Source organism: Symplocastrum torsivum, from assembly GCF_059505465.1.
Window position 1 is genome coordinate 1 of sequence record NZ_JCACKQ010000089.1, and the last position, 16,027, is coordinate 16,027.

The window sequence follows — 16,027 nt, forward strand, 5'->3', positions numbered from 1 at the left end:
GACTTTTGGCTGTAACTGGTGTTTGTGTTTACCCACTCATTGAAGCGATCGCAGTGGGGCTTGATTTCTTCTAGGGTCTTAAGGTCTTTAGTTGCGTCGAATAACTCGTCTATCTTTGCTTGTAGTGCTTTAGACATTTGTGGTTAGTGCCTTGTTGTAACCTGTTATCAGTTTAGCTAACTGGTTAGGTAATGTCAAGAACAGGTTGCGAAATTGTCTAACTAGTTGAGGGGAAGGATGAGGGCTTCTGGTAACGCCACCCCCTGTAATAGCTTTAATGCTAATGAAGGGGGGGGCGTTACCTTTTGAACTGCCAAGAGTCGCATGGGGTAAGCGTTGTAGCGATTAAGGCTTTTTTGTCTTTTGCGTAAAATGCTTTTGTGTGAAGGTGCTGTTCTGGCAAACTTTTTTAGTGCATCACCACTTTGGGTAACGTGACGGATATTGATACGGTTAAGGGACTATTACAACCCAAAACAAGAACCTCCGACTATAGCCGTGAATGTTTTAAGTTTTGTGACATTTGAAATTCCGAAAACAAGGGTTCTAGGAATTAGCCCTTTTTCTGCTCAATTCCTGGAATCGACCCGCTAAACGCTTCTCTCGCTCGAAATTATCGGAAGTTCAATTTAACCCTTCGTTACATTCCCTAATTTCCTTTCAACCGTTGCTTAATACTTGCTGGCAGGGGCAACAGCAAGCCATCCAATAACAGATGATTTAATGCCGACAACTCGACTCCCACAAAAAACGCGATCGCCTTAAACATTCCGCAAATATCTAGCTGACTCTTGTAGTTAAAGCTGACATCTTTAATCAAAACAGCTAAGTAGCTGTTCTCTACTAACAATCGGGGATAGTAACAATGACGATAAATGATGGAACATACTATGGAACAGTTGGAGACGATTTCTGGCAGCTAAGCCTTGATACTCCAATAGGATATGGTCGTGCTGGAAATGATACGTTGTACGGCAGTGATGACAGCGAAGATACTCTGTACGGCAACAGAGGAAATGATACTTTGGTCGGGAATGATGGCAGCGATATTCTTGTTGGAGGGTATGGCTTTGATACTTTGTATGGTGGTGATGGTGCTGATGATCTCAATGGTGGTGCTGGCAATGATTACCTAAATGGTTTCTATACCATTCCCGCAGACATTGGGATTGAGTCTGACACTCTAGAAGGGGGTACAGGTGCAGACACTTTTGTTCTCGGTGAGGACTTTGTTTACTATAACGATCCGGGGAATGTAGCATACGCTACGATTGTAGATTTCAGCCGAGCAGAAGGCGATAAAATTCAAGTGTTTGGTAGCATCTTTGACTACTCGCTTGAGGCAAGCGCTTCTGGAGGTACACAAATTAGCCGTAACGGTAATTTGATTGCTGTTGTGGAAAACGTAAACGTAATTGATCTCAGTTCGGAATTAGACTTCAGCTTTGTCTAAAACATTTATTAATTTCCTTTCAGTCGTTGTTTGATACTGGCTGGCCATGGTATGAGCAAACCATCCAGTAGCAGATGATTCAGAGCCGACAACTCTACACCAACTAGAAACGCAATCGCCTTTTGCCAAGTGATAACCCACTGGACTTGTTGCAAGCCTGGAAAGATAAACCAGAAGGGTAAGAGTAAAGCAGCAAGGTATAGCAACCGGACAACTGAGCCGACAATGACCCCATGTGAGAGCCAATGACGGTGGCAAGGAATGAGCTTCTGGTAAGGCAACCAAAGTACTCTCAATACTCCCCAACGTTTAAATGGCTTGCTAATTAAATCTAAGTCTGGACTAAGGTAAAGACCGCCTACAAGATGAGCCGATGCTGCGACTATTCCCAGTTCAATCGAGTAAGAAACGCCAATAATTCCAACGATGGGAGAGGCGAATAAGATTGAGCGATCGTGATTTTTACCGCTAGCGATAACACACCTCCTTACGTCTTCCATCCTTAACAGTCAATGCTCTTTCGACCGACCAACCCTGTTTTCTTAGTCGTGTTCTCAGCAGAGCATAGGGTAAACCTTTTTCATCAGCCCATTCTTGCAACGTCTTTGTTTCACCCTTGAATTCCAGAGTTATTGTGGTTGACCTGTTTCTTGTTTGGGTTAAACGGCTTGACCATCTACAGTTTTCAGGATTGTAACCTTTGCTATTGTCAATCCTGTCTAGTGTTTTCCCTTTGGGTCTTTCACCCATATCAGCTAGAAAATTTTCAAAGTTGTGCCACTTATCACATACGACAATACCTTTGCCACCATATCGCTCGTAGGCTTCATGCTTGGAGCTGTAGCATCTTTGCATCATTGAATTCCATGAGCGATACTCTTCAGTCTTTGACATCCCGTGAGTTTTTCTGATGTATTTTTTGTTGCGTTCAACTGTTTTTTCTCGGTTGTAGCAACCACAAGAGGTAGTATGACTTCTATTTAAATCTGCTACATCTACACCGTTTTTATGATTGCCACAATCACATAAACAGTCACAAACTGTTTGTCCCCTTTTACCTTTTCTCGTTCCGATAACAACCAGTCTGCCATACCTACGTTCAATGTAATTTTTGCTTGCCATTACTCAATAAGCTCCAAGATTTGAGGCAATTCCGAAATCTATTCGAGTAGTAAAAGCATTTGGATTCAGTCGGTGAAATTCCTCTGAGTCGCAGTTCTTATGATGCCAATCATTAAGCAGCTCTTGAAAGTTATCTGAAGATTGAATCTTGTCAGGATGGTTAGTCGTGTCCTCAAGATAATGAACGTAAAGTGAGTATCTTCTCTTCATTCCATCAGCCTCTACTTCCACACCATTTTTCCTTCTACTCGCCTCGCTCCACAGTCTGTACATTTGTACCTGTTTTGGCTCTGAGGCTTAACGTTAGCACTGCCACATTCAGGACAATGGGGTAAGCTTTCCTGAACCCCTATAGGTGATTTTTCCGGCTGGGATGGAACACGGGAAACGCTTGTCGTTACTGGGCTTGAGTCAGCAGTGGGAGAAACACGGGAAAACACATTCCCGGTCTGCCCATCCCTAAATTGACGGGCTAACTGCCGTGTTTCTTCAACAACTTCAGTATCAAATCGAACCGTGTCCAGATTAGGCAAAAAGTAGAGTTTAGGACTCCGAGAATCGACAACTAAGGCGACTCTAAGCAACCTTGCATCATCAGTAATTAACTCATTTTTGTGGTCTATATATTCCTCAATCTCATCTAGATTGCGGCTCAACTTAGCAAGATTAGATTCGCTGTTTTTACCCTTGCCGTAAGTGTTTAGATAGTGCCTAATCTTGGGAATGCCTATGATGATTTCAGTGAACAGAGAGCGGTCATCATTGGTGAATCCTGGTATCTGCTTAGTCATCACCGACTGACCGCTAAGAATCCAGCCAACATTGTTGTGTCCACCTTGCTTAAGAAGTGTCTTGAGGCTATTGGCAAGCGCTTGTGGGTCACTGGCAGAATTAACGGTATTATCGAACTCATCCCAACACCAAATCTGAAAGAACTGCTCAGCATAGGCGACATTCTGCTTACGATATTCCCAGTCATCAATGGCATCTTGAAACGATTTAATTGCAGCGGTTTCCGTTCCGTACTTGAGGAACAAATCAAGCGGATAATCACTGTCTTTCAGTGATGAGTTGACACCGGGGTAACTCACAGTAACCAGCGTGTGAGCAACCTTGGCACCCTTAGCCGTGTTGCCGCGACGTGTGCCAGCTTTAAGAATCTCCGAGAGCATCACCGCTGCCGTGGGAGTCTTACCCATACCCGGATCGGCAATCAAGCGGAAGCGTACCGGATGCGAGGTGATGTAGTTAACGAACTCTTCAGCACTACCCACATAAAGACCAATATCACTCGCTTTGACTGCTGGCTGTTGTCGGAACGTTAGGACAATCAAATCCCCTACTTCAAGCTTTCGGATAGCTGTAATTTTGTGGATACCCAGCCGCCTTGCTAAATGCTCTGAATGCCGTCTCAGACCCTCTACGACCGCTTCAGGGGGAATCGAGCGGCTGTAACCATAACCAACGTCTGTAGAACCATCTGACTTAACGTTGAACCCTTTAACAGCCAGGGGGATTTGTAAATCAGAGAAGATGAGCTTAGCTAACTCATTTGCTATTCTGCCCTCAATAGCAAAGCCAAAAGCATTATTTACTTCCGGCTCCAACAAATCACCGTTTAATTGGTGTTGCAATCTGCCAACTTTCTCGTGTAGCAGTTCGATTTGCTCTAAGTAGTGACCGCGCTCTGTCTCAACTGACTGCCCTAACTCATCTAAGTTTTGGTTGTAGGCACTGGCTAGGCTGGTGATGAGTTCGCGCTTTTGTTCGTGGCTTACTGCGACTTTTTGACCCCAAGATTGCAACCGCTTGAACAATGCCATTGCCTTGCTGGTAATGGCATCATGTTCATCAAAGATTCTCTGAATTTCTTCACGCTTTGCCGCTTGAAATCTTTCCTCAGCCTCAGCCTCTACCTTCTCTTCAAAGTCAGTCTCTAACTCTTCAATCTCCAGTTGCAACGCCTCAGCAGTCTCTTGAGCCGTCTTTAGTTCCTGTTGTAGTTGGGTGATAGTAGGCTGTACTTTTTCAGCGTAAACAATCAACTGATGACGGTGAACATTGACATCCTCTAAGACTGCCCTAACTGATGCGAGTTCAGTAGCCAGTTCACTATTTTTCTTGCTCAACTCCGTCAACTTTGACTGATTCTGAGTTAACTTACCGATAGCCTCAAATACAGTAGATTCAGCTTCTTTAGCTTTGCTTTCTGCTTTGCTAGCCTTGCTCTCAGCCTCATTAATGCGTCTAGTAGCTTTGCCATCTACAACTAGATGCAGACCTGCAACAGTAGGGAGACTTAACAGGGTAGCCAGTGTGATTGTCTGCCCTGCATTCTTGAAGCTTGAGCTTAGCAGGGTGGCAGCACATAGACTCACAACGCCAGCACCAACGGAGAAGATAACTTGACTAGTGCGAGATCATTTCATTACTTCCATTTTTTTTTCGATGTAGTCAAAACTGTGGGGTATCTTCGCCGATACCCCTTTTTTGCTGTTTATTTAGCTGCAACTAGTCCAGTCAGTTGCTTCCGGAATTGGTCAAGGGAGCTTTGCTTCTCTCTGGTCTGTTCGCTGGCTAAATCGGCGGCTATCCGCGCTTGCTCTAGCTTTTCGTTCATCTCTTGCTCGGAGTAACCTGCTTTAGTCTGGTCAACAGTAGTCTTGTGCTGGTTTGTTCCGAGTGCAATTGACTTCTGCGAGGTGTTTTCGACTTGAGATTGATAATCCAGGTAGTCACCCTTAACCGCTTCCAGCGCTGTTGCTGCTTTGATTCCGGCTCCAAATGCCTTGGCTTGCTTGCCAATTACAGTGAATTTCTCACGGGTAAGATCGAAGCCTAATCCAGTCAGCTTGAGCGCTCTGATTCCACCTTGGTAGATTCCCTCTCTCACGTCATAGTCAGTTTGAGAGACTTGAGGGATTGAGGTAGGAGGATTTAGCGGGTCTGATACTTGGTAACTCTCAGGACTGAATTGAGGCATTTGAGCCGCAATCTGATCAGGTATTAGTGAAGGTAAGCCGGGTACTGTTACAGATGCGATCGCGTTGCCTTTAGTTGGGGTGATTGTCGTGGTGGGAGTAGAACCCGATTTAGCAGGGGTAGAGGTTTTAGCTGGCTTTGCTGCTTTGGGTGGTTTGGCAACTCGTTTAGCTGCTTTCTTTCCCGCTCGTGCTTTTGTCGCGTCACGTAAACTAGGCATTTTTCAAAAATCTCCGAGTATTCAGTAAGGACGTGTAGAGAATTTGCAACTCTCGGAATTGAGCATCAATCGTGTCAAATTCAGTAGCCAGCGCTTCATCAAGGTCATACTGGTCTAGAACTTCGGCTAGCTCATCCTCATCAGTCTTGAATTCTTCAATTTGGTTCGATAGTTGGTCATCCATGATTTGACTCTCAATAGAGTGAGTGCCAGCCGTGATTGGTTCATGGCTGGCAATGATTTGTGCTTACTTGGCTTTTGGTTGAATACTGCTGACTTGCTTGGTTTCTCCGTTGTCGTAACGGATCGTTGTCGTTACATTCACCCAAGCGGAATTCTTAGCAGTGGACTGGTCTGTTGATGTGATTTGCTTGTCAGACATAATTAAGGGTGATTCCTTTCAATGGAGTGTTTGGAGTCAGAGGGCGATCGCGTAACTTTGGTCGGTTGTGGCGATCGCTTCTCTATTGGTCGGGTTGGTCGTCGCAGTGTTCAATAGCTGCTGATGTTGCATTGAGAGCATCACAGACGGCTGTGAATAGCTGTGCGTAACGCTTTGATAGTCCGGTGCTTTCCAGGTAATGATGGGAAAACGTAAGGTTTTCAACGACTTCGAGTAGCTTGTCTTGGACGATTGATAGATGCTCTGAGTCAGACGGAACACTGGGAATCATGCCTTGCGTTGGTGATTGTTGCCATTGCTGAAAAGCTTGCACTAGTGCATTCCTCCACAAAAAGCTGTTGCAAAGCTTGGGTCTGATGGGTCTAGATCGAGCGGTTGAAAGAGAAAGGCTTTGAATCGTTGCAGTAGTTTCACTTGAGTTTGCTCCTGAATTGAGATGTTGTAGGCAGATTGGAGGGATTGAGAATCTTTGAAAACTAACAGTTTGATTAATAGTCGTTCGAGTTCAGCAAGTTCTCTAGGTGTGAAAGCTCTACGGGTAAATCGACTCCGTTCAGCCAAGCATTCTCCACAATCTCTGCTGTGGCGCTCTCCAGTTTTCCCAGTGTCGGCTCAATTTTCTGACGTAACTCTTCCATGATTTCGGCATTAGAATCAATACCTAATTCAGCTAATAGCTGGATAGGGTCAAAACCAGATTCAGAGCTAATCTCAGATGTGAGTTGACCAACTTTACGCACCAAAGCTTCACCCTTTACCTTGCGGTAGGTTAAGTCTTCGGCAGCTAGTTCAATAGTTGCCAGTTGAGCGCCTGACTTCTGACCTTTACGAGCGTGTAGCGCTTGCTTAATTTGGACATCACTAGCGGCTAGTTGCTGCGAGTTTTGGTCAGAGTTTTTGAGAGCTTCTGACTTCTTTTTGGTGAGGGCTGTAGAACGCCTTGAGCGCTTCTTAGGTTGCTCAGTTGGCTCTTCCAAGATAGGCGGTTCTACGGACTTCTCAAGAGCTTCTGAGGCAATTTCTTGCTCAAATTCCAAAGCTCGAACGCTGTTAAATGCCTCTACCTGATTTTTGAATTCAGCTAACAGCGGTTCATGCTCAATTGGTACTGTTTCCCAGACCATAGCTTCAGGCAGTTCTAGCCGTTCGCTGAATAGTTCTAACAAGCGGATTTCAGCAACGCCAACGATTTCAGCGGCTTCATCAATTCGCTTCTCTACGGGTGTATCCAGAATCATCTTCATACCTTGCTCTGCTGTTGTGATTTCTTGAGACTTCTTAGAACGCAATGCCATTTGAGTTACTTCCTTGATTGATGAGTGAACTATGAATTGTGAGATTGCATCTCTTGCCAAGCGGCTTTAGAGAGTTGATGTGATTGCTTGATAGCAGTAGCTTTTACTACCTTGCGGTAGGCAGTGCCATTCAAATCGCTCTTAATCGTGCGTCCTAGTGTTATTAGCTGGCATACGACCCAGAATTGATATTGAGAGAGTGAAATCCCTGATTTTATAGAGCCGTCCTGATTGCGAGGGCATTCCTTGAGATAGTCGGGAACGACTACGGCAATGGTTTCGGCGTAGTCTTTTACAGTTTTGCGGTCTGAGCATAAATGCCTAGCAACTGCCCTCTGACTCCATCGTGTCTTTTGTGGTAACAAGTCTTTTTGTACTGTTTGCATCCTTTTCCTTGTTTCAGGTGTCTACCAGATAGCACTCACCCATCTACCAAGGGGCTTTATGGAGTGGAGGTGAGGGAACGCTTACAAGCCTTATCGCTGCGTTGTAGTTTCCTCTCACCCATCAGCTATTTAGAGCTTTGGTTGGGTGGTGGGTTGGTGCTTATACCGCTATAGTAGAGATAAGTAACGGCAAGTGTCAATCAGATAGAGGTTAAATAGCGGCAAAAGCTGACAAATAGCGGAAAATAGCAGTAACGGTTATGAATACTGCTATCGTGACGACTAAAAAACCAAAGATCTCGATTTACTTGTCAGAGGAGCAAAAAGGCGAACTCGATGAATGGGCTAAGGAGGAAAAGCGAAGCGTTAGCAACCTGATCTCGGTACTAGTAGATGAAGCGCTGGAAAACAGAAAAGAGAAGAAGAGCAAAAAATGACCCCAGCCAAGATCCATCTGCTCACTATCACACCCCTTGGCATCCTGATTGTGTATTTCACCAATGGCGGCTGCTGGCAGTTCCGAGTCCTTAACGATGGCTCTATATATGGACACAGCAAAACTTACTACACAGTTGAGGCGGCTGAGAGAGCAGGTAGAGAGTGGGTAGGGTCTGGATGGTAGAGGCGATCATGCTTCTCGCTTTAAGTAGAAAATTAATAAAGGATCACAATGTCTTTCCCGTATGGACAAATTAAGCCACTACCTACTAAACACATACCTGAATCAGATTGGCGTTTTGCCTTTGAGCAAATTCAGCTAACAATAACAACCAATTCCTACAATTCACCAATTTTTGCTCACACTCAACCAGCTTTCATAGGCTCTAAAAGTGAAGCCTTAAAAGCTGAAGCTAAACAAGTTGAGCAGATGAATATCGATATGTTGCAACTTGCTCTCTATCGAGTTTGTCAGCAGTACATAGACCCTCTAACTTACAAATTTCCCTGTCGCCTGGAAAAAGCACAACGGGCATACTTAGAAGCTTGGGGGGACTATTGGTATCAGTTGCTTCGCCTCTGTGAGCGTTTACACTCCTATCAAAATTTTGGCTATCAGAACGCTGCTCACTGGTTCATGTGTCTTGTCAATGAGTGGCATAACACAAAGATTTTAAGCATTGCTGTAGGAAATGTAAAAGGCGGTCGCAGTGCCTTGATCGACTTGATCAACGATGACCTAAAAAATCTTAAAGAAGGATCGCTAAGTGAGGTTGCCGATCTCCCTATCCGCAATGCCCTATTTAAGATAGCTCTTAACAGCCTTGGAGGAACTAAATCTCAGTTGCGCCGCCAATACTGGCAACCATTCTTAAAAGCCTACGTGGCTTGGCGTGATCAAATTAAGACAAACTCTTGCATCTGTTCGATTGCTCAAACAACCGACAAGCAAGGACGGCTACGTTTCCAAATTAATAGAGGAACCAAGTTAGGCAAAGGAAAAAGCTACTTAAACAAATGGAAAGACAAGCCTTTATAGCTATAGGTTATAGTTTGAGCCAAAGTTTTCAAAAAAAACTTAACTTCCACACCAACGCAAAATCAAGGGTTTCAGAAATTAATTTCTAAAAACGACCCCCTTGAAAAAAGGGATTATTATCCTCTTAGAACTGATAAATCTTCGGACAATGACCCCTCTTAAAGAAATTCAGCGACTTGATGAAGCAAAAACCAGACCAGATCACACACTCTCACAACGAATCAAACCCCGTCGCCAGCGACGGGCAGAACTTCGCAAACTACAAAAGCCAATCTCATCCAGAAAACCTGCTGCCTAGAAAAAGTCGGCTCTCTGTCTCACTTGCCTAACGGGTAGTTTACAGCTACTCCACAAGCGGAAAAAAAGCCAACAGTAATTCATTTCATTTACATCCAGGATAAGCTACTTCAGCTTGTCCCCGCAGGCAAAAAAGACAGAAGCCGATGTGCCGTTTACCCTTAGCACACCGACTTCTTATGAAAGAAAATTATCTTCTAACCCCTATTTTACAGGGAAATCTCCCCAAGGGGCAACGCTCCCAGCAATGCCTCAACCCAATCTGCAAGTACTTAACTCAACCACGTTACCCCTACAAGCTGAATCAAAAAAGCCTTATTAAAGGTTTAGCAGCGGTTAACAAATGGTTTGACAAATTTGAGGAAAATCCGCTCGACACCTCCAGATTAGGGCAGCTTATATTACTCGTCTTAAGCCACACCGTTTTGCTCACAGACCCAGAAGGCTACAGGCTTCAGATTAGCCAGGGTAACTTGACGTTAAATTGCCCTCTGACTTGGTTTTATGAAGGGGGTAACGGCTGATGATTACTACCCCTAATTCGGCTGTACAGCAAACAATTGAGCAATTACTCTTCCTCGGTTGTCCACCTATCCCAGTTGCACCCAAGCAAGACCCTAAACAGGATTGGTGCCATAGGGTAAGCAAAACAAAGGATGGCGGTAATTCTTGCATTGTTGGTAAGGATTTTAACCCTATCCCCAAATTTACCGGGAAAAATCCCAGTAATTTAGATAGAAAGGGTAAGCCTTGGATTTGCAAGCATGGTAAGTTCCAAGACCGTCTACCCGCTCCTTACGAACTTAAGAGATTTTTCTGTAACCCCAATACTGGCATCGGAACTCTAGGGGGTCATGGCGGTATCGTCTGGCTTGACTTTGACGCTAAGAACTACGACTCTCAAGAGGCTTGTGATTCTGATGTAGAAAGCCTCATCAGCCGTTACAGCTTACAAGATAGCTGGATTGAAAGGACTGGCAGCGGTGGTTGGAGGATAGCCGTCAAACCCCAACAGAAGCCAAACTTCACCAATTTTGCAACCACTCCCAACGGTAAGCATATCGGTGAAGCAATATCTGATGGTCGCTTCACTGTCCTAGCTCCCACGATTCACCCCAACGGCACTCCTTATCGTCGCATTGGTTGGGGTAATCCTATCGAGGTTGAGTCACTAGAGGCGATCGGCATTTACCCCAGTAAAGATGAGGTAGAGCAGACAGAGCGCAAACAGCACAGAGAGAAGCGTAAAGCTTCAGACCCTACCTACGGGACTCCTAGCAGCCCTCAAGACAACTGCTGGGATATTCGCAACTTTGTCCACTATCTTGAAAGCTATGCCGAAATGAAGGACGGTTGGGCTTCTGCTAGATGCCCCAATCACAACGGCAATAGTCACACTAGCTTCAGAGTCAATCTGGCAACCGGACAATTTAAGCCTTGGTGCGGTTGTAGCACTAAACAGGTTTATCATTCCGCTCTGGCAGTTGCTCAAAACTATGGCTATGAACTGCCAAAAGTAGAAAAGAAAACTCAGGAAAGCAAACCCAAAGCACAGAAGAAGGCATCAGAACCAACAGCAGAAGAAGACGCAATCTTTCAGCAGTTAATAGCACTAAGAGAGCGAGTAGACGGTCAAGACAATATTTTCACCGTAAAAATCTGCGAACAATGGTTAGAAGGGAAACTAGAAAGTTTAGTTAAACCAGGGGCAATAAATATTGTTGTCGCTTATAAAGGTTGTGGCAAAACCAAGGGAGTTAAACCCGTAATCTCTAAAGCCAAAGCAGGTTATGCAGTTTTTCACTTGGTAGCACTAGGGAAAAGCGCTAGCAACAACCTAAACTTGGTTTGGCATGAAGACCAAAACTCATACGATATCAAAATAGGTGTTACAGCTAAAAGTCTTTGGAAATTAACACCGGAACGATTAAACAGAGATGATAGTTTCTTTTTTATTGATGAAATTGATGCAGTCCTAGAGCAAATCATGTCGAAGCTAGGAAATACTGACGGATTACGCCCAACAACGTTGTCGATATTAGAAGAGGATCTAACATCTACAAGCTACGGAGGAGGAACAGTAATCTTAGCCTCAGCCGATGTTACCGATAAGGAAATTGACTACATCCGAGCTATCACACCCGACAACATTCCGATCAACATCATTCACAATACCTACAAGCCACAGTTACCCACAATTAAGGAATTTAAAGGAGACAAACCCGATCTAGTCGTGGCAGAAATCATCAGAGAATTAGAGTCTATTAAGTGGGATGAACAGGGAAATCCTACACGAGGCATTATTGTCAATGATGATTTAAAGGGCGGAGTATTTGGGGCAAAAACTATTGCGGATTATGTCAGGGTAAAACATCCCGAATGGCAAAATTATATTTGGGAAATTACCAGTGATACTTCAGGCACTCCCGAAGTCACTGAATACCTCAAAAATATCAATGAAGCTAGCAAGAAAACTTTATTACTTAGCTGCTCTCCATCAGTCACGGCTGGTTTCTCCATTGAGAACGGGCATTTTAAGACGACTTACGGCTTAAGCAATGGCATCCACACGGCTAAGGATTTTAGTCAAAGTCTAGTCAGAAATCGAGGCTGTAAGGATATCAGGATTTGGGCGGCTGAACAAGGTTTCACCTATGCAGCTAATCGCTCTCCTGACCCCAAGGCAATTAGAGGATGGTATTTCAATAATTACCAGGCAAACGTCAGACATTTACGCAGCTATGACACACAATACAACCCACTCACTAACGAGTGGAATAGTCCACACTTTGAGCTTAAATGCCAGCAAGAGGCTTACCGTAACGGGTGCATGAGACATCTCAGAAGACGTGTAGAACAGCACCTAGAGAATGAAGGCTACACGCTTGAAGAATACAATGCTGACCAACTTAAACCACAGGCAGAACTCGCAGTAGCTAACCTCACAACAATCAACTTTGGCAACCAATTGAAAGAGGCTACCGCGATCGCCGCTAAACGGCTGATGACTGAAGAGGAATACAGAGCAACCCGTGAAGAAAAAGACCCAGATATTCTCAGAGAACGGGAAAAATACCGCCTCAATAGAACCTATGGGGAAGAGTTAGCCTCTGTAGTCGAACTAGTGTTACGCATACCCAATACTGATGAGAAAGAAGAGTTAAGCGGCTATGAGGCTCTCTACTTTCTTGACAAGAGAGGGTGGGGAAGCAAGCTGAGAATGCTTTACCTACTCATCCATGCTGAAGGGAAAGACATAGCGGCAAAATTAGATTTAGCCCCTGAAAAGAAACAATTAAAACAACTATACAATCACTTTATTGAGGGGCAACGCTTTGCTGGTGACATTAAATGGAACTCAAGGAAGCGTAAAGCTTTTGAGTTCCTCAAGGTAACTGACTACCTTAGACCAGGGGAGTTTATCACCCCAGACCAACGCAAAAAGCTTGTCTCTAAAGTGAGAAACCATGCAGCCAGTCTTAAAGAGTGCCTTAACTGGACAATCACAAATGAGAAAAAAGATGGCATTCTCTATCGAGAGCTATTTGAAGACCATTTAGGGCTTAACGTTCTATCCAAGCAAGTCAAAGGGCAAAAAGGACGCTCCCAAGCCATTGACCCGCAATCCTGGAAATACTTCGAGCTTTACGCCAAACACCAGGATGAAGTTTATGCCACCGATGAGGATATGCAAGAAGTTGAGCCGTTCAACTGGGCAACACCCCAACCCATCCACCCCCCCAAACACCCCCCAATTCACCCCGATTCTGGTAACGTACCCCCCTGTAATAGCTTTAATGCTAATGTTGGGGGGTACGTTACCTCGTGTGATGCCCAGACCCCGCACGGTGCGCCAGTCCTAGCCGTTTCGCCTCTGGAAGTTTGTGAAAAAAGTTCCGAGCAAAACCTGACACCGACAGAGCTTGCAAAAGAAGCTTTTAAGGGGGTCAACTCAGTGGGAGACTTCCAGAAACTAATTGCTCAATACCCACGAGAAGTTTTAGTAGATGCTGCCGATTTGCAAGATTCACAACCCGAACGGGCAAGGGCTAGGCACTGGCTAGAAGCCACTCAACTAGAGTCAGCAGGGGTGAATAGCTTAGAGGTTGCTCTCACGGCTTCAGAGATTGCTGAGACGAAAGGATTTGATCGGTTGATTCTATGCACCTCACAACAGCACAAGCGACTCGGTTGGACTCACCAACAAGCTCGTGAGCTTCTTATTGCTAGGTACGGGAAAAGGTCGAAACACTTGCTAACTGATGAGGAAATGCTTGATTTATATGATTACTTAAAGACCTTGCCCACACCCGACCCTTCTAGTTCTGGCTAACAAGTAACTGTAAGACGGTCTTATGCTCCCCAGTGTGAGCAGTAAGCAATGTCCCAGCCATGTCACAAGAGAATCATCTTGTGACATGGCTGTACTAACCAACAAAGGCGTGATTATCTTTTGTTAAGTACAGAGCGATCGTGCTACCCCTTAGAAAATCAAGGATTATTGGATGTGTGTGAGTACAGTAAGTACATAAAAAAATCTCAATGATACTCACTCAATCATTGGTCGGAGAGACGTAAAACCTAAAAAAGTTTCAAGAACAGTCTCAAGCTAGGCTATTGAGAAATTCTCATTCATAACTAGAGAATGATTGATAGGCAAACACTTTCAATGGCTCAAAGCCTTTCAGCGCCGAGGTTCTTTCCCAGAATTGAAGGCTAATGAATGCTAGCAATAACATTCAGTACTTTGGGTACATAAGAAAAACTGATGAGACTCGCTCAATAATTGGTCAGATAGGTAAGATGTCCGCTTTTGTCCGCTTTTGTCCTAGAATTTCGGCTTTTGAGACGTAAAAGCAAAAATAGTGCCAATAAAAGTGCCAATCAAGGCAGTTGTGCCAATTTCATATATATAACTAGAGAGTAATTTAGTCTACCCCTAGCAATTCCGTTAAAGAAACTTTTTTAGCTGTTCTTTTGATTGATATTTTGTACCATCAGGTAGTATTGCACCTTCTAGATTCGCATCTTCTAAGTTTGCTTCGTGCAATTCAGCTTTTTTTAGATTAGCCTCTCTTAAGTCAGCTTTACGTAAATTCGCCTTTCCTAAATAAGCTCCTTCTAGATTAGCCTTATGTAAGCACGCCTCTTCTAAATTAGCTTGCAGTAACTGAGCATTGCTTAAATTTGCTTCCTGTAAGAAACTACTACTTAGATCTGCATCATCTAAACAAGCAGAAGAGAAATTAGTACGCCATAGCTTTGCACCTCTTAGTTTTACACTATCTAAGTAAGCCTGTTCCAAATTTGCATACATTAATACCGCTCCGTTTAACATAACTTTTGCTAGGTTTGCTCCTGATAGCTCAAGCACAGCGCCTGCTTCTGATAAAATTACTCCTTCAGCATTTAAATCTTGAAGTGCTTTAATTGTTGCATAGTTATCATTTGTCCCCTGTACTGTTTTAATGATTTGCCAAGCTTCGTAATGCTTTTTTTGTTTACGTTCACTTCCTTCTAAGATGTAGATTACTAAAGCTGTAAAAATACTGATACCCTCAATATTGACTAAAATTGTTGCTAAAAATCCTCTGCTTTCTCCTATAGAAGTGTGCATAAGAATTGCCAAAATAACTACACAGAAGATAACTATTGAATATTTAACAATACTGCTTCTGCGCTTATAGAACCAAGTAATTAGAATTTGGCGCACTTAGGCTCCTCTTGTTTCTTTAATCTTTATTGATGAATCTTAAAAAACAGCATAACTTTTTGATGTTCTTATGCTTTTATTTTTTGCCTTTTTAAGCGCTCCCCAAAAGTGAGCGCTTAAAGAAAAAATTGCTTCAACAGTTCTTTTGAGCTGTATCTAAGGATTTTAGAGCAAGCCCTTTTTTACTTGATCTAAATAATCAAAACAAAACTGAATTCCGATTTCTAGGTAATGTTCCCTAGCAGTACAATTTTCATTTTCTAATTCTTTTAGGTATCTAGCTTTCATACTTTCATCAAAAAGATTTTTATAAGCAGTTTCCAATTTAATATATCGCCTCTGCCTAGCAATTCTTTTCACATATTTTTTTCGAGCTTCATGATTAGAAGTTTCATAGCCATAGAAAGTTGGGTTTAGCTCTGTCATTTCATTATTACGAAATGCATAATCATTAACCCAATGGAGAGCTGCATAAAAGCACATGATAACAGCACAGTCAGGGAAACCATCCTTGGCTGCCTTAGCAGTTATTTCGTTTTTTTCAGCTTGCTGCCGATAGATGCTGTGATTGAGCATTTTTAAAAAGTAACTAGGCAGCTTTGTCCTAAGTTGCTGTTAAACTCTCTAGTGCAGCGAGGCGGAAATAAGTGACCAGTTAAAAAAGGAAGCAAAAAGGGAT

General features: G+C 43.6%; 19 protein-coding genes. 7 read left to right on the top strand and 12 right to left on the bottom strand.

Annotated features, from left to right (window positions below; genetic code table 11):
• Positions 1-649: 649 nt before the first annotated feature.
• Positions 650-850 (bottom strand): hypothetical protein, encoded by a 201-nt coding sequence (locus AC5JL3_RS22900; RefSeq protein ID WP_496076674.1) that lies wholly within the window; start codon positions 848-850, stop codon positions 650-652.
• Between the two features lie 15 nt (positions 851-865).
• Here AC5JL3_RS22900 and AC5JL3_RS22905 point away from each other — a divergent pair, with 15 nt between their 5' ends.
• Positions 866-1,453: a calcium-binding protein gene (locus AC5JL3_RS22905; protein WP_496076675.1), complete on the top strand. Its 588-nt coding sequence runs from the start codon at positions 866-868 to the stop codon at positions 1,451-1,453.
• An 8-nt stretch (positions 1,454-1,461) separates the two neighbouring features.
• On the opposite strand, the gene AC5JL3_RS22910 is transcribed toward AC5JL3_RS22905, so the two are convergent.
• From AC5JL3_RS22910 to AC5JL3_RS22950, 9 genes are all read right to left on the bottom strand, one after another.
• Entirely contained in the window at positions 1,462-1,953 is a 492-nt protein-coding gene (locus AC5JL3_RS22910) for a DUF2227 family putative metal-binding protein (RefSeq protein ID WP_496076676.1), read from the bottom strand.
• Entirely contained in the window at positions 1,922-2,575 is a 654-nt protein-coding gene (locus AC5JL3_RS22915; RefSeq protein WP_496076677.1) for a hypothetical protein, read from the bottom strand. The genes AC5JL3_RS22910 and AC5JL3_RS22915 overlap by 32 nt, the downstream gene beginning before the upstream one ends.
• A gap of 221 nt (positions 2,576-2,796) precedes the next feature.
• Positions 2,797-4,953 (bottom strand): transposase family protein, encoded by a 2,157-nt coding sequence (locus tag AC5JL3_RS22920; protein WP_496076678.1) that lies wholly within the window; start codon positions 4,951-4,953, stop codon positions 2,797-2,799.
• A gap of 119 nt (positions 4,954-5,072) precedes the next feature.
• Entirely contained in the window at positions 5,073-5,777 is a 705-nt protein-coding gene (locus tag AC5JL3_RS22925; RefSeq protein ID WP_496076679.1) for a hypothetical protein, read from the bottom strand.
• Positions 5,770-5,961 carry a hypothetical protein gene (locus AC5JL3_RS22930; protein ID WP_496076680.1) on the bottom strand — a complete coding sequence of 64 codons (192 nt, stop codon included), beginning with the start codon at positions 5,959-5,961 and terminating at the stop codon, positions 5,770-5,772. Before AC5JL3_RS22930 ends, AC5JL3_RS22925 begins: the two co-directional genes overlap by 8 nt.
• Positions 5,962-6,024: 63 nt before the next feature.
• Positions 6,025-6,159 (bottom strand): hypothetical protein, encoded by a 135-nt coding sequence (locus tag AC5JL3_RS22935; RefSeq protein ID WP_496076681.1) that lies wholly within the window; start codon positions 6,157-6,159, stop codon positions 6,025-6,027.
• Positions 6,160-6,241: 82 nt separating this feature from the next.
• A complete protein-coding gene (locus tag AC5JL3_RS22940; protein ID WP_496076682.1) occupies positions 6,242-6,493 on the bottom strand; it encodes a hypothetical protein in 252 nt (83 codons plus the stop codon).
• A 175-nt stretch (positions 6,494-6,668) separates the two neighbouring features.
• Positions 6,669-7,475 carry a hypothetical protein gene (locus AC5JL3_RS22945; protein WP_496076683.1) on the bottom strand — a complete coding sequence of 269 codons (807 nt, stop codon included), beginning with the start codon at positions 7,473-7,475 and terminating at the stop codon, positions 6,669-6,671.
• A gap of 29 nt (positions 7,476-7,504) precedes the next feature.
• Entirely contained in the window at positions 7,505-7,861 is a 357-nt protein-coding gene (locus AC5JL3_RS22950; protein WP_496076684.1) for a hypothetical protein, read from the bottom strand.
• Positions 7,862-8,121: 260 nt separating this feature from the next.
• Between AC5JL3_RS22950 and AC5JL3_RS22955 the strand changes: the two genes are divergently transcribed.
• The 6 genes from AC5JL3_RS22955 (at position 8,122) to AC5JL3_RS22980 (ending at position 13,968) form a co-directional block, all read left to right on the top strand.
• Positions 8,122-8,298 (top strand): ribbon-helix-helix domain-containing protein, encoded by a 177-nt coding sequence (locus AC5JL3_RS22955; RefSeq protein ID WP_496076685.1) that lies wholly within the window; start codon positions 8,122-8,124, stop codon positions 8,296-8,298.
• Positions 8,295-8,483 (top strand): hypothetical protein, encoded by a 189-nt coding sequence (locus AC5JL3_RS22960; protein ID WP_496076686.1) that lies wholly within the window; start codon positions 8,295-8,297, stop codon positions 8,481-8,483. Before AC5JL3_RS22955 ends, AC5JL3_RS22960 begins: the two co-directional genes overlap by 4 nt.
• Before the next feature lie 48 nt (positions 8,484-8,531).
• On the top strand, positions 8,532-9,338 hold the full coding sequence (locus AC5JL3_RS22965) for a hypothetical protein (protein ID WP_496076687.1): 807 nt from the start codon (positions 8,532-8,534) through the stop codon (positions 9,336-9,338).
• 148 nt (positions 9,339-9,486) lie between these two features.
• Positions 9,487-9,636, top strand: a complete 150-nt coding sequence (locus tag AC5JL3_RS22970) for a hypothetical protein (RefSeq protein ID WP_496076688.1) — start codon at positions 9,487-9,489, stop codon at positions 9,634-9,636.
• Between the two features lie 178 nt (positions 9,637-9,814).
• The gene (locus AC5JL3_RS22975) at positions 9,815-10,159 is read left to right on the top strand and encodes a hypothetical protein (protein WP_496076689.1); all 345 of its coding nucleotides are present in this window, start codon (positions 9,815-9,817) and stop codon (positions 10,157-10,159) included.
• Positions 10,159-13,968: a bifunctional DNA primase/polymerase gene (locus AC5JL3_RS22980; RefSeq protein ID WP_496076690.1), complete on the top strand. Its 3,810-nt coding sequence runs from the start codon at positions 10,159-10,161 to the stop codon at positions 13,966-13,968. Before AC5JL3_RS22975 ends, AC5JL3_RS22980 begins: the two co-directional genes overlap by 1 nt.
• 618 nt (positions 13,969-14,586) lie before the next feature.
• Here the strand turns inward: AC5JL3_RS22980 and AC5JL3_RS22985 are convergent.
• Both AC5JL3_RS22985 and AC5JL3_RS22990 read right to left on the bottom strand, forming a co-directional pair.
• A complete protein-coding gene (locus tag AC5JL3_RS22985; RefSeq protein WP_496076691.1) occupies positions 14,587-15,348 on the bottom strand; it encodes a pentapeptide repeat-containing protein in 762 nt (253 codons plus the stop codon).
• Between the two features lie 165 nt (positions 15,349-15,513).
• A complete protein-coding gene (locus tag AC5JL3_RS22990) occupies positions 15,514-15,924 on the bottom strand; it encodes a hypothetical protein (protein ID WP_496076692.1) in 411 nt (136 codons plus the stop codon).
• Between the last annotated feature and the right edge of the window lie 103 nt (positions 15,925-16,027).